We start from the raw sequence: 14,461 nt of genomic DNA, 5'->3' as shown, positions 1-14,461 counted from the left end.
TCCTTGCTTGCGCCGCATAGTTCCGCAACTCTGCCCCTAAAGCGGAGGAAAATTCATGCACCCCACAATCGAGCGCATGCAAGAGGTTGTTGCCAAAGGTGACGAATCCCAGATTCTAGAACTGCTGGCCGAGGATGTGCGGTTTTCACCCCCAACCTATTTCAGCACATGGACAGGGCGCGCCCCGGTCGCGGCGGTACTGGGTCACGTGGGGCAGGTGTTCACGGATTTTCACTATCGCCGGGTCATGGGCGACGGCAAGGATTGGGCGTTGGAATTTCAGTGCAAGGTCGGCGATTTGGATGCGGTCGGCGTCGATCTGATCACGTTGGATGACGATGGTCTGATACAGGAGTTCGAAGTCGTCATGCGCCCCTACAAAACGATTGGCGCCCTGCGCGAGGCGATGATGGCCCGCGTCATGACCGATCCGCGTTTTCTGGAATACAAAAACGCACTGAGCTGATGATTCCAGTAGCCCCAGACCAGTTGTTGCGGGTGCCGCTGCTGCCAGTTCTGGCCGCACAGGGCCTGTCTGTCCGACGGAGCGCGCAACTTTTGCCCGAACCCATAGGCCCCCGCAGCGGCCGAAATGGTCGGGGGCCCCGACTGCGCCTTTTGATCGCCGGAGACAGCTCGGCCGCCGGTGTAGGCGCCGGCACGCAGGCACAGGCGCTTTCAGGGCATCTGGTTCGGGAATTGTCCCGGCACTACACCGTCGAATGGCAGCTTGAAGCCATGACCGGCCACACCACGCAGGATACACTTAACCGCCTGCAGGTTTTGGTCGGCCAATTTGACATGGCAGTCACAGCGCTGGGAGTGAATGATGTCACGCATGGCGTCACACGTAAGAAGTTCGCCGACCGACAGACGCTATTGATGAACCTTCTTGTCCGGCAGTTTGGCGTTCGTCGCATTGTCGCGACAGGCGTCCCCCAAATGGCCCGGTTTCCAGCGCTGCCGCAGCCATTGGCCTGGGTTCTGGGTCAGCAGGCCGCCCGGTTGGATCAGGCTTTGCAAGAAGTCACCGCCGGGTTTTCTCAGGCGCGCCATCTAACGCTCAACTTGCCTGACGATCCCGCATTGGCCGCGCCAGACGGCTATCATCCCAGCCCAAAAACTTATGCCATCTGGGCATCCGAAGCCGCGACACTCCTGCGTCAGGCCTGAGCGCGCATCTGCCGGATCATTGGAATCGAGTACACAACCAACGCAGCCCAAATCAGCGGAAACGCAATCATGCGCCCCCTGTCGATCTGCTCGCCGAAAACAGTGATCGCGGTGATGAAGATCATGGTCGGTGCGATGTACTGCAATATGCCCATCGTCGACAGGCGCACCAGCTTTGCCCCGTTTGCATAAACCAGCAGAGGAACGGCCGTCACCACCCCCGCAGCGGCCAACAACAGGGTATCCGAACCCGTTGCCCCAAAATGCCCAGTCCCTTTGGCACCAAGCCACGTTACGTAAACCAATGCCGGAATCAATAGGATCAGAACCTCAAGCAGGAACCCCTGATTTGGGCCGATAGGCAAAGATCGCTTGAAGAATGCGTAGAACCCCCAACTGACCATCAGGCCCAGGGCCGCCCAAGGCAAACTGCCAGCCTGAAGAACTAAGACCAGTACGCCGGCCGCAGCAAGACCAACGGCAATCAATTGCGTTTTGTTAAGTGGCTCCCGCAGTAGAACCGCGCCCAAAGTTATGCTGAACAGCGGGTTGATATAATACCCAAGCGCGGCATCCAGCGCATTTCCGCTGGCAATGGCCCAGATGTAAATCGCCCAGTTCACAGATATCAGCGCCGCAGTCAAACAGGCCATGCCCAACATTTTGGGGTTTTGCAACGCCGCTTTCAGATCAGCGGTTCGCCCAAGCGCGATCAACAACGCACCTGCCACAGGTACCGACCAAATGACCCGATGCGCCACGATCTCAACCGGGCCGATATGCACCAACGCCTTCATGTAAAGTGGAAGAAACCCCCACAAAACATAGGCCGTGACCGCCAGCGCCAACCCTTTAGGCGTGTCGCCATTGTTCAACGGGACTGGGGTCTCTGCCATGGTGAGTCTCCGATTGATCTTGAAGCTCTGTAAGACAAACTCAGAAAAAAGAAATCCGCAAAATCTGTGACGGACACCATCATGGAATCTGATATGTCTCGCCAATTGCGACGGCTCACTTTGCGAGGCTCTGCCTCGCGCTCCGGGATATTTTTAGCCAGATGAAGAGTGGATCTCCTGCTTCATCTGGCCCCAAATATCCCGGGGGAGTCGCGGCTTGCCGCGGCGGGGGCAGAGCCCCTTTTGCCGCGCATCAGACTTTTACGCGTTCCGATTTTGGGTCATACATCGGTTTCAGCGATGCTTCTGCTGTGACCTTCACCCCGCAGACGTCGATCTCATAGCTTGAGGCCAATACATCGGCAGCCTTTTCACCCGCGCAGGGCACATAGCCCAGACCGATGGCACCACCCAGCGTGTGTCCATAGTTGCCCGAACTCAGATAACCCACATATTCACCGTCCCGCAGGATGGGTTCGTTGTGGAACAGCAGCGGTTCGGGGTCAGTGAGTTTGAACTGAACCAATCGGCTTTGTGGTCCGGTTTCCTTTCGTGCGATCACTGCCTCGCGCCCGATGAAGTCGCAGCCCTTGTCGGTTTTCACAGCAAAGCCCAGCCCGGCATCGACCACGTGATCTTCACAGGTGATGTCGTGGCCGAAATGGCGGAAGCCTTTTTCGATCCGGCACGAGTCCATCATGTGCATCCCACAGAGTTTCAGGTCCATATCCTGCCCGGCCTCAAACAGGGTTTCGAAAACATGGCCTGCCATGTCTGAGGAAACATAAATCTCCCACCCCAGTTCACCCACATAGGTGACGCGATGCGCACGGGCGAGGCCCATGCCGATCTCGATCTCTTGCGCGGTGCCAAACGGATTTGCCGCGTTCGAGAAATCAGCAGGCGAAACCTTTTGCAACAGCGTGCGCGCATTGGGGCCCATGACGGCCAGCACACCTTCGCCTGCGGTGACATCCGTGATGACCACGTTGAACGCACCCGCGTGGCGCTGCATCCATGTCTGATCGGCCAAGCGTGTGGCGGCAGGTGTGACGACCAGATAGGTGGTCTCGGACAGGCGGGTGACGGTCACGTCCGCCTCGATCCCACCTGTGCGATTTAGGAATTGAGTGTAGACGATCTTGCCATTGGGTACCGCGTAGTCGCCGCCGCCGACATAGTTCATGAACGCCTCGGCATCGGGGCCTTCAACGCGGATTTTGCCGAAGGAGGACATATCATACATGCCCACATTCTCGCGCACCGCGCGGTGTTCGGCAGCCGCGTTTTCGAACCAGTTCTGACGTTTCCAGCTGTAGTGGTATTCGCGTTCCTGACCTGCGTTGGCGAACCAGTTGGCCCGTTCCCACCCGGCGAGTTCACCCATGACAGCACCCTGCTCCAGCAGGTGATGGTGGAAGGGCGTGCGCCGTACCCCGCGTGCGGTGGCCTTCTGGCGATAGGGGAAGTGGTCGGCATAGAGCAGGCCCAGCGTTTCCTTGGAGCGTTCAAACAGATACTGTTTGTTGCCCTGAAACGGCTGCATCCGGCCAATATCTACATCGCCCAGGTCAAAGGGTTTTTCTCCGCTGTCCATCCACTCGGCCAGTGCCATACCCGCACCACCGGCGGATTGGATACCGATCGAGTTGAACCCAGCAGCGACCCAAACATTGTCCATCTCGGGCGCGAGACCCAGATGATAGGCGTCGTCGGGCGTGAAAGATTCCGGCCCGTTGAAGAACGTATGAATTCCCGCCTCGGCCAGCATCGGCATCCGGTTTACCGCCGCCTCTAGGATCGGTTCAAAGTGGTCGAAATCCTCGGGCAGTTGGTCAAATTCGAAACTATCGGGGATTCCATTCATCGCCCAGGGCTTTGCGTTAGGTTCAAAGGCCCCCAGCAGGATTTTACCCGCGTCTTCCTTGTAATAGGCGCATTCATCCGGCACGCGCAGTACCGGCAGTTGGGTCAGACCGTCGATGCCTTCGGTGACGATGTAGAAGTGCTCACAGGCGTGCAGCGGCACGTTTACGCCTGCCATGCGGCCGACCTGATGCCCCCACATACCCGCGCAGTTCACGACCATATCGCATTCGATATGGCCTTGCGTCATGCCATCATCGCTGACCCATTCCACAGAATTGACCCGCCTCCCCTGCCGAGAAATGCCGGAAACTCTTACCCGTTCCTGAACAATCGCCCCACGTTGACGCGCACCCTTGGCCAGTGCCAGCGCAATATTGGCGGGATCGGCCTGGCCATCGGTCGGCAACCAGACCCCCCCGGTCACACCATCAAGATTGATATGCCCGTAGCGCTCTTTCACCTCGGTCGGAGACAGCTCTTCGACCGGGACGCCAAAGGCGCGGGCCATTGCGGCGTTCCTGTAAAGCTCTTCCAGACGTTCGTCGGTCAGCGCGACCGAGACCGACCCGACTTGACGCATCCCCGTTGCCACGCCGGTTTCTTCTTCGAGCCCCAGATACAACTCGGCCGAATAGCGCGCCAATTTGGTCATGTTCGACGTTGCGCGCAACTGCCCGATCAGGCCTGCCGCGTGCCATGTTGTGCCGCTGGTCAGTTGCTTGCGCTCCAGCAGGACAACATCGTTCCAGCCCTTTTTGGTCAGGTGATACGCGACCGAGCATCCGATGACGCCGCCGCCGATGATGACCACACGGGCCTTGTTGGGAAGATCAACCATCCTGAAATCTCCGCACTGTCAGGTTTGGGCCAAATTGGCATGGAAGATCGACAATAAATGCGCTAAAAGCGTCACAATATCGGTAATTTTCACCGATGTGCTACGCGCTTTTCGCGGCGCAGAACAAACGGCGTGACGCCGAAAAAGCTTTTGTAGACAGACGAAAATCCGTTCGGAAATCCACAAGCCAGGCCGATTTCGCGCACGCTCATAGTAGTGTTGAGAAGAAGGTTATTGGCCTTGGCCAACCGCATCTCGCGGTAGAATCCGTTTGGGGTGGTGCCGAAGAAAGTCTTGAACTTGCGCTCAAGCGAACGGTTGGACAGGTGCAGTTCTTCGACGATCTGATGGATCGGCAAGGGGTCTTCGATATTGGCCTGCATCAGCTTGATGCACAGGTCCAGCTTGGCATCCCCGGTGGCGGTCAGGCGCGCGCCGGAAAACGGCTGCATCGAGGAAAAATCGCGGATGTTCTCGTGCAACATGATATCAGCCACGGTCATCTTGGCGGGCCCCGAGATGTGACGGCCGATCACCGACAAAGCCACATCGGTCGTCGCCTCCATCCCCGCACACGTCACTACAGCGCCTTGCTGGGTGGCGATGGACAGCTTGGCTTCGAACCGGGCGCCGCGTTCGCGCAGGAACGAAGCGTTCTCCCAATGGGTCGCCATATCCTCGGTTCCGTGTTCGTCGATGTAACGACTGGCGGCTTCGGCCAGCAGAAACACCTGCGCGCCGCGATAGGTATAGTCGGACACCACGCGACCCAACGACAGGTCAGGGTGATCGGGATCGGTATTGCCAATGACAAACAAGTAATCCGCCTTGGGTTGGGCACTGACGGCCTCGGTCTGGATCATCGCGTCGCTGCTGGAATGGATCGGGCCGCCCTTCAGGGATTTATACGCATAGGTAAAAGGCGGATGTGGACAGACACGGTTGGCCAGACGCAGCACCTCGACCAGCGACGCCAGTTCCAGCAGCACATAGCCGGGGGCGACGAGGATATCGAAATGCTGCTGTGTCGCCATCGCCCTACACGATCCTGTGTCGGGCGGCGTGCAGCGCGTGGGCCAATGCCTCGATATGATCGGGGCCGACCTCGCAGCAGCCGCCGACAATGGTGGCCCCGTGCTCGACCCAAGACATTGCGAAATCGGCATAGGCTTCGGGGGTCAGGTCATGACGTTCTTCCAGCGCATCAACGGTGGGGGCGTCCTCCAGAAATTCTTGCGTGATGCCGGTGAAGCCATTGGCATAGGCCCCATACGGGCGGCCCATCGTTTCAAGGATCGTCAGCGCGGGCATCACTGATTCCGGGCGGGTGCAGTTGATCAGCACCGCTTGCGGCTTACAGCGATCCACCAGCGGCGCGACCTGCGCCAGATGCTCGCCCGAGCGCAGGCGGGTGCCGTCAGTGTCCATCACCGACAGCGCCAGCCAGACGGGTTTAGTCGCGCTTTCCGTGCCGCGCAGCGCGCCTTCGGCCTCTTGCAGCGAAGACACGGTTTCGTGCAGGAACAGGTCCACCCGATCGTTCATCAGACCGACCAGCTCGGCATATTTCAGCGCCGCCTCTTCAACATCGGGTTTCAGGTCGGGCCGGTACGAGGCCAGCAGAGGCCCCAGCGCCCCGGCGATCCGCCCACGCGACGCAGGTCGCGCGCCTTCCGCCTGCGTCAACGCCGTGTCGATCAGGGCGGGCAGTTGATCCTCGATCCCTTCGCGTACCAGACGCGAGCGGTGGATAGCGTAGGTGTTCGTAGTCGCCACGGTCGCGCCGCGTCGAAAGTAATCTGCATGGACCTGCCCCACTAATTCGGGCTGATCCATCATCACCCGCGTCGACCACAAAGGTGTAGGCTTTTCGCCGCCACGTTTGACCAACTCCTGCCCAATCGAGCCGTCCAACAGAGTGATATCCGCCATGTCCTTACCTTTCCTCAGGGAATGAGAACCAGTTTTCCCGCAAACGCCTTGGACTGAAAGTCCGCTTGCGCTTTGGCAATGTCTCTTAGCGGATAGGTTTTCGAGATCAATGGTTTTACCCGGCCGGCGTTCATCAGTTCGACCAATCGGCCGAAAACCTCGAACGCCTGATGGGTGCAGCCGTGAATGGCGATGTCGCGCAAATAGATATCGCGCAGGTCGGCCTGAACGATAGGTCCGGCGATAGCTCCCGAGACGGCATACTGCCCGCCGGGCTTCAGTGACAGGATCAGATCGGGCCATGCGGGACCGCCGACCACGTCAATCACCACATCGAACATGTCTTTCGGCAAAGGCGCGCCTCGGTCGAACGTATCAATCGCGCCTTGATCCCTCACCACCTCGGCCTTGGGAGGACTGGTGACGCCCCACACGGTCGCCCCGCGCAGCCGGGCCAGTTGTACGGCGGCCAGACCAACCCCGCCCGAGGCTCCGGTGATCAGAACCTTGTGCCCGGCAGTCACACCTGCGCGGGTCAGCAGGTTTTCCGCCGTGCCAAAAGCACAGGGGACGGCAGCGATTTCGACATCTGACAGGGGTGAGGCCGACACATCGTACAGATCAAACGCCTCGACCAGACAATATTGCGCGAAGGCCCCGTCAATCTCGGACCCCAAAGCGATGAAGCCAGTCGGGTTGCCGGGGCGTGGGCGCGGTAGGTTGATCGGGCAGGTTACGCGCTGGCCTTTGGTGAAACCCGTGCCCGGCGCGGCCTGTTCAACTATGCCGCACAGATCGCCGCCCTGAATGCGTGGGAAGTGCAGCGCGCCTCCCCAGCCGCCCGCGTCGACCTCCTGATCCACCGCATCTGTCGCACCGGTCACATCCGAGGAATACCAACCGACGCGCGTGTTGATATCGGTGTTGTTCACTCCGGCGGCGGCAACCCGAACCAGCACTTGACCGGGTCCGGGTTGTGGCACCGGGATATCCGCGCGCCATTCGAGCGCCTCTGGTCCACCATGGTGGGTCAGATAGACGCCTTGCATGACGTTTGGCACAGCCATCAGGCCCGAAGCCGTTCGTTGGCTGGATCCCAAAGCGGTTGGTCCTCTTGTACCACGGCGGGGTATTTTCGACCGTAGATTTCAACCTCCAGCGCCGTGCCCGGATTTGCCAGTTCCGACTTGATCATGCCCAGTGCGATAGACTTGCCCACGCGGTAACCCCATGCGCCGGACGTTGTCTCACCCACGATCTGATCGCCTTGCCAGATGCAGGACATGTAGGGCGCGTCGCAGTCACCGGCCTCGACCGTCAGAGTCACAAATGACTTCTTCACCCCCTGCTGCTTTTCGTTCAGGATCGCGGCCTTGCCGGGGAAATCCTGCGGCTTGTCCAGTTTGACGAAGCGCCCCAACCCGCCTTCCAGCAGCGAGTAATCGGTCGACAGATCGCCCTTCCATGCGCGGTAGCCTTTTTCGATCCGCAGCGAGTTCAGCGCATACATGCCAAACGGCGTCGCTCCAGCCTCAAGGATCGCATCATAGATCGCGGGCATGTCGTCGTTCAGGGCGTGAATCTCCCACCCCAGTTCGCCCGCGAAGGATACGCGGATCAGATAGGCAGGTTTTCCGGCCACCGTGGCAGCCTGATGGGTCAACCAGCCCAGCGACAGGTCAGCATCGGTCAGACCCGACAGTATGTCCCGCGATTTCGGCCCGGTGACGATCAGCGTGTCGCGTGTCGTGGTGACATCCTCGACACTGATACCAGAGGGCATCGCATTCACCAGAATGTCCCGGTCATGCCATTGCGCGGTGGCGGCTGTGATCATGACGAACTCATCTTCACCCAAGCGCAAGCAGGACATCTCGGTCAGGATACGCCCCCGGTCGTCGGCGATATAGACCAAATTAATCCGGCCCACCTTAGGCAGACCACCCGTTACCAGCCCGCGCAGCGCCTCGGCCGCGCCTTCGCCTTTGACCATGAAGCGCGAGAAACCCGGCAAGTCCAGCACGCCGCAATGGTCGCGGACGGCCTCGCATTCTTCTTTGATCCGCTGCTCCCACGGGCCGGATCGGCCCCATGTATGCGTCGCGTCCAGCGAGGTGTCGTCGCCCGGCTTGGCGAACCAATTGGCGCGTTCCCAGCCGTTATAGGCACCCATAACCCCGCCCAGTTCCTTGATCTTGTCATGAACCGGAGACAGCTTCTTGTCGCGCGCCGCAGGCCATTCGTGATGCGGGAAATGCATGGCGTATTCGTTGCCGTAGACCTCCATACCCTTCTGGTTGCAGTAGTCCTGATCGGTGTAGTCGGTGTAACGACGCGGATCGACGGCCCACATATCCCATTCGGTCGCGCCATCGACGATCCATTCGGCCAGCACCTTGCCAGCGCCACCACCCTGCGCGATACCGAAGGTGAATGTGTGCGCCTCGAACGCATTTCGAACACCGGGCATCGGCCCGATCAGCGGCAGCCCGTCGGGCGCATAGGGGATCGGGCCGTTGATCACGCGACCCACGCCCGAGGTCGCCATCAACGGCACCCGCTCCATCGCGTCGGTGACGATGTCCTCGATCCGGTCTAGGTCGTCGTTCCACAGCTGAAAACTGAAATCCTCGGGCATCGGATCGTCTTCGGTCATCCAGTGGCCCTTGCAGTTCGGCTCATAGGGGCCAAGGTTGAAGCCGTTCTTTTCCTGCCGCAGATAGTACGAGATATCCACGTCGCGCAGCAGCGGCAGCTTGCCGCCGTTTTCCTTCGACCACGCCTCGATTTCCGGGATTTCGTCGGTCAGCAGGTACTGATGGCTCATGACCATGGCAGGCACGGTGCGCCCGCCAAAGGGTTTGAACCATTCGCCCACGCGCTGCGCATAGTATCCGGCGGCATTGACCACGTAATCACAGGCAATATCGCCCTTGTCGGTGTGAACGGTCCACGTGCCGTCGTCGTGCTGAGTCACGCCAGTCGCTGGACAGAAGCGGATGATCTTTTGTCCCAAATCCCGCGCGCCTTTAGCCAGCGCCTGCGTCAGCTGCGCCGGGTCGATGTCGCCGTCGGTGGGGTCGTACAGCACACCCTCAAGATCATGGGTTTCAAGGAAAGGATAGCGCTCTTTGGCCTCTTCCGCGGTCCACATCTCCATCGGGATGCCCTGATAGCGACCCATGGACATGGCACGCTCGAACTCCTGCATCCGTTCTTTGCTATGCGCCAGACGGATTGAGCCCGAGACGTGGTAGTTCATTGGATAGTCGACCTCGTCCGCCAGCCGCGAATACAGCTCGGTCGAATAGCGCTGCATGTTCATGATCGCCCACGAGGTTGAAAAGGTCGGCACGTTCCCCGCCGCGTGCCAAGTCGAGCCCGCCGTCAGCTCATTCTTTTCCAGCAGAACGCAGTCGGTCCAGCCCTTCTTGGCCAGATGATACAGCGCCGAACAGCCGACAACGCCACCGCCGATAACGACCACACGGGCCTTGGTTGGAAAATCACTCATGGTCTTGATCCTCTGTCAGTGTGCCCGCTGGGGCAGATCGTCTTGGATGTCGTAATAATCGCCCTTGTCAGCGACAAAGATGTGCCGAACGAGTTTCAAGCCAGTGGGCTCGTCCAGAGACCCCATTGAAACCGCAATCGTATCCTCGTCATTGTGCTGCCAGAACAGGAACGAGCCACAGGCGCTGCAAAAGCCGCGCTTGGCGATATCGGAGGCGCGATACCAACCCAGTGTATCGCTGGCGGTAAAGCTGAGGTTGTCCTGATGCGTGACGGTTGAGGCCCAAAGATGCCCCGACTGCCTGCGGCATTGACCGCAGTGGCAGGCATTTGGCGGCGTGAGATCTCCGACAATTTTGAACGCAACCTTGCCGCAAAGGCAGGAACCGGTGTGCATGTCTTTACCCCCTTGGTGCTGGCGTTGAGCTGGTGCCCAGCAGCACGCCGTAAATGATGAAACAGGTCGCCATTACGCGGCGGACCCAGATGTTGAACACAGCCCCCAAGGCCGCTTTGCCCATCAGCGCACCCAACAGGGTGAACCCGGTATAGCTGAGTGTTGTGATGATCAGTGCGGTCGGCATGATCACCCCCATCTGCTGCCAGACTGGCACGTCCGGCTGCACGAACTGAGAAAACGCTGCCAGATACCCGGCCACGCTTTTGGGGTTGATCGTCGCCACCGCCAACGCATGCAGATAGACATGGCGCGCTGGCCGCTCGGACGCAGGCGCGGGTTTGCTGGCATTGATCCAACCGCGGATGCCCATCCAGATCAGGAACCCCGCGCCGATCAGCTTGGCGATGAAAAACCCTGTGGGAGAGGCCGCAATCAGCGCCGTTATGCCCAGCGCCGAAAGGATCAGAAACGCGCTGGCCTGCGTCAGGATCGCCAACACCCCCAGCATTGCCTTGGGAAACGGCAGGCTCATCCCGTTCGAGATACAATTCACCGCGTTTGGCCCCGGAGTAGTCACGAACACCACCCAAAACAGCGCGAATATGGTCCAGGCTTCGAAGCTCATTCAATACACCGGTGGCGCGATGACCCAGACGGTCACGGCGGGCTCATCATAAGGGTTGGCCCATTGATAGGGCTCATGTTTGATGCGGAAACTGTCCCCCGGCCCGACCGAGAACTGCCGTCCTCCGATCGTCAGGTCCAAACGGCCGGACACCATATAGCCGACCTCTTGCGTGGGACGATCAGCGGGGGTCTGCATTTGTGATCGGGGTTCGAACGTGGAATGCACCATTTCGAAATCATCGGTCAGATCAGGTGACAGCAATTCCTCGATCAAACCTTCCTCACCCGATCCCATAGGACGGCGTGAACCAGCGCGCACAATATACCCCTGTTCGTCCGCCGGTGCGGCTGAATGTGCGAACAACATGGACATCGGCACACCAAGACACTCGGCGATCTGGCGCAGGTCCGAGATCGACGGCTCGGACTTGTCCCTTTCGACCTGGCTGAGCCATCCAACCGAACGCTCCAGACGCGCCGCGATCTCGGTCAGGGTCAGACCCCGCGCTTTGCGCAATGCCCGGATATCCGCGCCAAGAGTCGACCTGTTTGGGGCTTGGCTGTTCACGTGGTGCTCCGGTTGTTCGTGAAAATTTTAGTGACTTTTTCACGATGACCTGAGTCGGTGAAATTTCCAAGCATTTTTTCACTTGGGTGTCTGACGGGGATTGTTTATTCGTCGGATATGTGGATTGCAGTTGCGTATCTTTGGGTCATTAACCTGCTGACCCTGCTGACATTTGGATGGGACAAACTGCGCGCCAAACGTCGCAAAACCCGCGTGCCCGAGGCCAAACTGCGATGGCTCGCCGTGATCGGCGGGGCACCGGGCGCGGTTTTGGGACGCTGGATTTTCCAACACAAAACCCGCAAGCGACGGTTTTCGATTTACCTCTATCTGGTGCTCGGTCTGCAGGGTGCTGTTCTGTACTTTCTGGCCACCCACTTCCCACCCTGACACACGCGAACTTTCAATCGAAAATTATCCGCAGCCAAAGAGGAAACTGTCTGCTACACTGACGTAGTTACTGAATTCCTGAAATAATCTTATATTGGCAAAGGGTTGGAAGAGACATGGAAAATGGCATCGGGTTTTTCGACATAGTGTGGTCGATTTTCTGGCTATTCCTGATGGTAGCCTGGTTCTGGGTAATGATTTCGGTGGTGGCCGATGTGTTCCGCTCAAAAGACCTGAGCGGTTTCGGCAAGGCCGCATGGATCGCGTTTGTTATCCTTGTTCCCTGGCTTGGGGTTCTGTCCTATCTGATCGCACGAGGCGAAAAGATGCATGAACACAATGTCGAGGCGATGAATAAAATCGAAGAAGCACAGAAGGATTATATCCGATCCGTCGCGACGGTATCCACAGCGGACGAGTTGGAGCGTCTTGCCGCCTTAAAGGAAAAGGGCGTTCTGACAGACGAAGAATTCGCAGCCCAAAAAGCCAAGATCCTCAGCGCGTAACAAATAATGCTCCGGCCAGTGCCGCACTTGCCGGAGTTAATTCGCGAAAACGGCAGTCAGAATTGCACCAAGCGCGTCCGCGTCCTGCTGCGTGAATGCGTCCGGTTGATCGCTGTCGATGTCAAACACGGCAATGATGTCACCTGACGCGTTTCGCACCGGCAAGACCAGTTCTGACCGCGTGGTCGATGCACAGGCGATATGGCCGGGAAAAGCATCCACGTCGGGCACAAGCTGCACCTCGCCCGTTCGCGCAGCAGCGCCACAGACACCACGCTCGAACGGGATAACCAGGCATCCGTGACCGCCCTGATACGGGCCGATCTTCAACACATCCGGTTCTGTCACGCGGTAAAACCCGGTCCAGTCGAACCGGTCGTCGGAATGATGCACCTCGCACGCGACGGTTGCCATAAGCGCGACCGCGTCAGTTTCCCCTTCGGTCAGGGCTGAGATGGTTTTCGCCAGCAGGTCGTAATCAACGGTCATCTTGGATTGTCCGGCATAGGTCGTCTTGCCACGCCACCTATGCCGAAACCGCCCATGGGTCAAACACGTTCGATCGCGATCGCGGTGCCTTCTCCGCCACCGATGCAGATCGCCGCGACACCCCGTTTTAGGTTGCGCTTTTCCAACGCATTCAAAAGCGTCACCATAATGCGCGCGCCCGAAGCGCCGATCGGGTGCCCCAATGCACAGGCCCCGCCATTTACGTTCACTTTGTCACGCGGCAAGCCCATTTCATGCATGAATGCCATCGGCACAACAGCAAAGGCTTCGTTCACCTCCCACAGATCGACGTCATCCTTGGACCATCCGATCCTAGACAGCAATTTCTGGGCGGCGGGGACAGGTGCGGTTGTGAACAACCCCGGCGCCTGAGCATGGCTGGCATGGCCCAGAATTCGCGCACGTACGGTCAGCCCCTGATCTTTGGCCGCATCCTCGGACGCCAGCACAAGCGCAGCCGCGCCATCCGAGATCGAGGATGAGTTGGCTGCCGTCACGGTCCCATCTTTGCGGAATGCAGGTTTCAGTGTGGGTATCTTCTCGGGTCGGGCAGATTGCGGCTGTTCGTCCGCGGCGTACTGCACCTCACCCTTGCGGGTCGGGACAACGACCGGGGTGATCTCGTCCGAAAACGCCCCGCTTTCCTGTGCAGCCAGAGCATTGGACAGGGACTGCAGCGCATATTCATCCTGCGCTTCGCGGGTGAACTGGTAGGCTTCCGCACAATCCTCGGCAAAGGTGCCCATCAGCCGACCCTTGTCGTAGGCATCCTCCAATCCATCAAGGAACATGTGGTCAACCACCTGCCCGTGCCCGATCCGGGCCCCGCCGCGCATTTTCGGCAACAGATAAGGGGCGTTGGTCATGCTCTCCATCCCACCCGCGACCATCGTGTCCGCGTGTCCCAGCGCGATCTGGTCGAACGCCATCATCGCGGCCTTCATGCCAGAGCCGCACATCTTGTTCAGCGTTGTGGCTGGGACGTCTTCGCCCAGACCCGCCGCAAACCCGGCCTGCCGCGCCGGTGCCTGCCCCTGACCAGCGGGCAGAACGCAACCCATCAGAACCTCGTCTACCGTCTGGGTTCCGGCCCCTTGCAACGCAGCGCGAATGGCAGTGCCCCCCAAATCAGCCGCTGGCACACCGTCAAACACACCTTGAAATCCGCCCATAGGTGTCCGGGCCGCGCCTGCAATAACAACATGATTCATCGGGGTGCTCCTCCTGTTTTCCGGAATG

Annotated in this window: 15 protein-coding genes; 4 read left to right on the top strand and 11 right to left on the bottom strand. The window is 59.3% G+C overall.

Annotated features, from left to right (window positions below; translation table 11 throughout):
- Positions 1–55 precede the first annotated feature (55 nt).
- Both GOV87_RS05810 and GOV87_RS05805 read left to right on the top strand, forming a co-directional pair.
- Positions 56–466 (top strand): nuclear transport factor 2 family protein, encoded by a 411-nt coding sequence (locus tag GOV87_RS05810; RefSeq protein WP_171124409.1) that lies wholly within the window; start codon positions 56–58, stop codon positions 464–466.
- Positions 466–1,173 carry an SGNH/GDSL hydrolase family protein gene (locus GOV87_RS05805; RefSeq protein ID WP_254447317.1) on the top strand — a complete coding sequence of 236 codons (708 nt, stop codon included), beginning with the start codon at positions 466–468 and terminating at the stop codon, positions 1,171–1,173. The genes GOV87_RS05810 and GOV87_RS05805 overlap by 1 nt, the downstream gene beginning before the upstream one ends.
- Here the strand turns inward: GOV87_RS05805 and rarD are convergent.
- The 9 genes from rarD to GOV87_RS05760 form a co-directional block, all read right to left on the bottom strand.
- Complete coding sequence (rarD, locus tag GOV87_RS05800; RefSeq protein ID WP_171211155.1) at positions 1,164–2,069, bottom strand: EamA family transporter RarD; 906 nt, start codon at positions 2,067–2,069, stop codon at positions 1,164–1,166. The two genes, GOV87_RS05805 and rarD, sit on opposite strands and share 10 nt — an antisense overlap.
- A gap of 253 nt (positions 2,070–2,322) precedes the next feature.
- Positions 2,323–4,776 (bottom strand): FAD-dependent oxidoreductase, encoded by a 2,454-nt coding sequence (locus GOV87_RS05795; protein WP_171211154.1) that lies wholly within the window; start codon positions 4,774–4,776, stop codon positions 2,323–2,325.
- An 89-nt stretch (positions 4,777–4,865) separates the two neighbouring features.
- Entirely contained in the window at positions 4,866–5,810 is a 945-nt protein-coding gene (locus GOV87_RS05790; protein WP_171124414.1) for a GlxA family transcriptional regulator, read from the bottom strand.
- 4 nt (positions 5,811–5,814) lie between these two features.
- The gene (locus GOV87_RS05785) at positions 5,815–6,708 is read right to left on the bottom strand and encodes a homocysteine S-methyltransferase family protein (RefSeq protein WP_171211153.1); all 894 of its coding nucleotides are present in this window, start codon (positions 6,706–6,708) and stop codon (positions 5,815–5,817) included.
- 14 nt (positions 6,709–6,722) lie between these two features.
- On the bottom strand, positions 6,723–7,775 hold the full coding sequence (locus GOV87_RS05780) for a zinc-binding dehydrogenase (protein WP_171211310.1): 1,053 nt from the start codon (positions 7,773–7,775) through the stop codon (positions 6,723–6,725).
- On the bottom strand, positions 7,775–10,222 hold the full coding sequence (locus GOV87_RS05775) for an FAD-dependent oxidoreductase (RefSeq protein ID WP_171211152.1): 2,448 nt from the start codon (positions 10,220–10,222) through the stop codon (positions 7,775–7,777). Before GOV87_RS05775 ends, GOV87_RS05780 begins: the two co-directional genes overlap by 1 nt.
- Before the next feature lie 15 nt (positions 10,223–10,237).
- Positions 10,238–10,618, bottom strand: coding sequence for a GFA family protein (locus tag GOV87_RS05770; protein ID WP_171211151.1), 381 nt, complete (start codon positions 10,616–10,618; stop codon positions 10,238–10,240).
- A 4-nt stretch (positions 10,619–10,622) separates the two neighbouring features.
- Complete coding sequence (locus GOV87_RS05765) at positions 10,623–11,246, bottom strand: LysE family translocator (RefSeq protein ID WP_171124422.1); 624 nt, start codon at positions 11,244–11,246, stop codon at positions 10,623–10,625.
- Complete coding sequence (locus tag GOV87_RS05760) at positions 11,247–11,816, bottom strand: XRE family transcriptional regulator (protein ID WP_171211150.1); 570 nt, start codon at positions 11,814–11,816, stop codon at positions 11,247–11,249.
- A 57-nt stretch (positions 11,817–11,873) separates the two neighbouring features.
- Between GOV87_RS05760 and GOV87_RS05755 the strand changes: the two genes are divergently transcribed.
- Together GOV87_RS05755 and GOV87_RS05750 are read left to right on the top strand one after the other, a co-directional pair.
- Positions 11,874–12,206, top strand: a complete 333-nt coding sequence (locus tag GOV87_RS05755) for a DUF1294 domain-containing protein (protein WP_371813465.1) — start codon at positions 11,874–11,876, stop codon at positions 12,204–12,206.
- Positions 12,207–12,322: 116 nt separating this feature from the next.
- A complete protein-coding gene (locus GOV87_RS05750) occupies positions 12,323–12,712 on the top strand; it encodes an SHOCT domain-containing protein (protein ID WP_171124683.1) in 390 nt (129 codons plus the stop codon).
- 36 nt (positions 12,713–12,748) lie between these two features.
- On the opposite strand, the gene GOV87_RS05745 is transcribed toward GOV87_RS05750, so the two are convergent.
- Complete coding sequence (locus GOV87_RS05745; protein WP_171211149.1) at positions 12,749–13,201, bottom strand: GAF domain-containing protein; 453 nt, start codon at positions 13,199–13,201, stop codon at positions 12,749–12,751.
- Between the two features lie 59 nt (positions 13,202–13,260).
- Positions 13,261–14,433 (bottom strand): acetyl-CoA C-acyltransferase, encoded by a 1,173-nt coding sequence (locus GOV87_RS05740; protein ID WP_171211148.1) that lies wholly within the window; start codon positions 14,431–14,433, stop codon positions 13,261–13,263.
- Positions 14,434–14,461: the final 28 nt, after the last annotated feature.

The organism is Ruegeria sp. HKCCA5426, from assembly GCF_013034585.1.
Classification (GTDB): domain Bacteria; phylum Pseudomonadota; class Alphaproteobacteria; order Rhodobacterales; family Rhodobacteraceae; genus Ruegeria.
Note: the sequence above shows the minus strand (reverse complement) of the source record. Positions and strands in the feature narration are given on the sequence as shown.

Excerpts from the sequence above, each read along its gene's own strand:
- GOV87_RS05740 (WP_171211148.1), bottom strand. The coding sequence starts at position 14,433 with ATGAATCATGTTGTTATTGCAGGCGCGGCCCGGACACCTATGGGCGGA.
- GOV87_RS05795 (WP_171211154.1), bottom strand. The coding sequence starts at position 4,776 with ATGGTTGATCTTCCCAACAAGGCCCGTGTGGTCATCATCGGCGGCGGC.
- GOV87_RS05770 (WP_171211151.1), bottom strand. The coding sequence starts at position 10,618 with ATGCACACCGGTTCCTGCCTTTGCGGCAAGGTTGCGTTCAAAATTGTC.
- GOV87_RS05785 (WP_171211153.1), bottom strand. The coding sequence starts at position 6,708 with ATGGCGGATATCACTCTGTTGGACGGCTCGATTGGGCAGGAGTTGGTC.
- GOV87_RS05775 (WP_171211152.1), bottom strand. The coding sequence starts at position 10,222 with ATGAGTGATTTTCCAACCAAGGCCCGTGTGGTCGTTATCGGCGGTGGC.
- GOV87_RS05750 (WP_171124683.1), top strand. The coding sequence starts at position 12,323 with ATGGAAAATGGCATCGGGTTTTTCGACATAGTGTGGTCGATTTTCTGG.
- GOV87_RS05745 (WP_171211149.1), bottom strand. The coding sequence starts at position 13,201 with ATGACCGTTGATTACGACCTGCTGGCGAAAACCATCTCAGCCCTGACC.
- rarD (WP_171211155.1), bottom strand. The coding sequence starts at position 2,069 with ATGGCAGAGACCCCAGTCCCGTTGAACAATGGCGACACGCCTAAAGGG.
- GOV87_RS05810 (WP_171124409.1), top strand. The coding sequence starts at position 56 with ATGCACCCCACAATCGAGCGCATGCAAGAGGTTGTTGCCAAAGGTGAC.
- GOV87_RS05765 (WP_171124422.1), bottom strand. The coding sequence starts at position 11,246 with ATGAGCTTCGAAGCCTGGACCATATTCGCGCTGTTTTGGGTGGTGTTC.
- GOV87_RS05805 (WP_254447317.1), top strand. The coding sequence starts at position 466 with ATGATTCCAGTAGCCCCAGACCAGTTGTTGCGGGTGCCGCTGCTGCCA.
- GOV87_RS05790 (WP_171124414.1), bottom strand. The coding sequence starts at position 5,810 with ATGGCGACACAGCAGCATTTCGATATCCTCGTCGCCCCCGGCTATGTG.
- GOV87_RS05780 (WP_171211310.1), bottom strand. The coding sequence starts at position 7,775 with ATGGCTGTGCCAAACGTCATGCAAGGCGTCTATCTGACCCACCATGGT.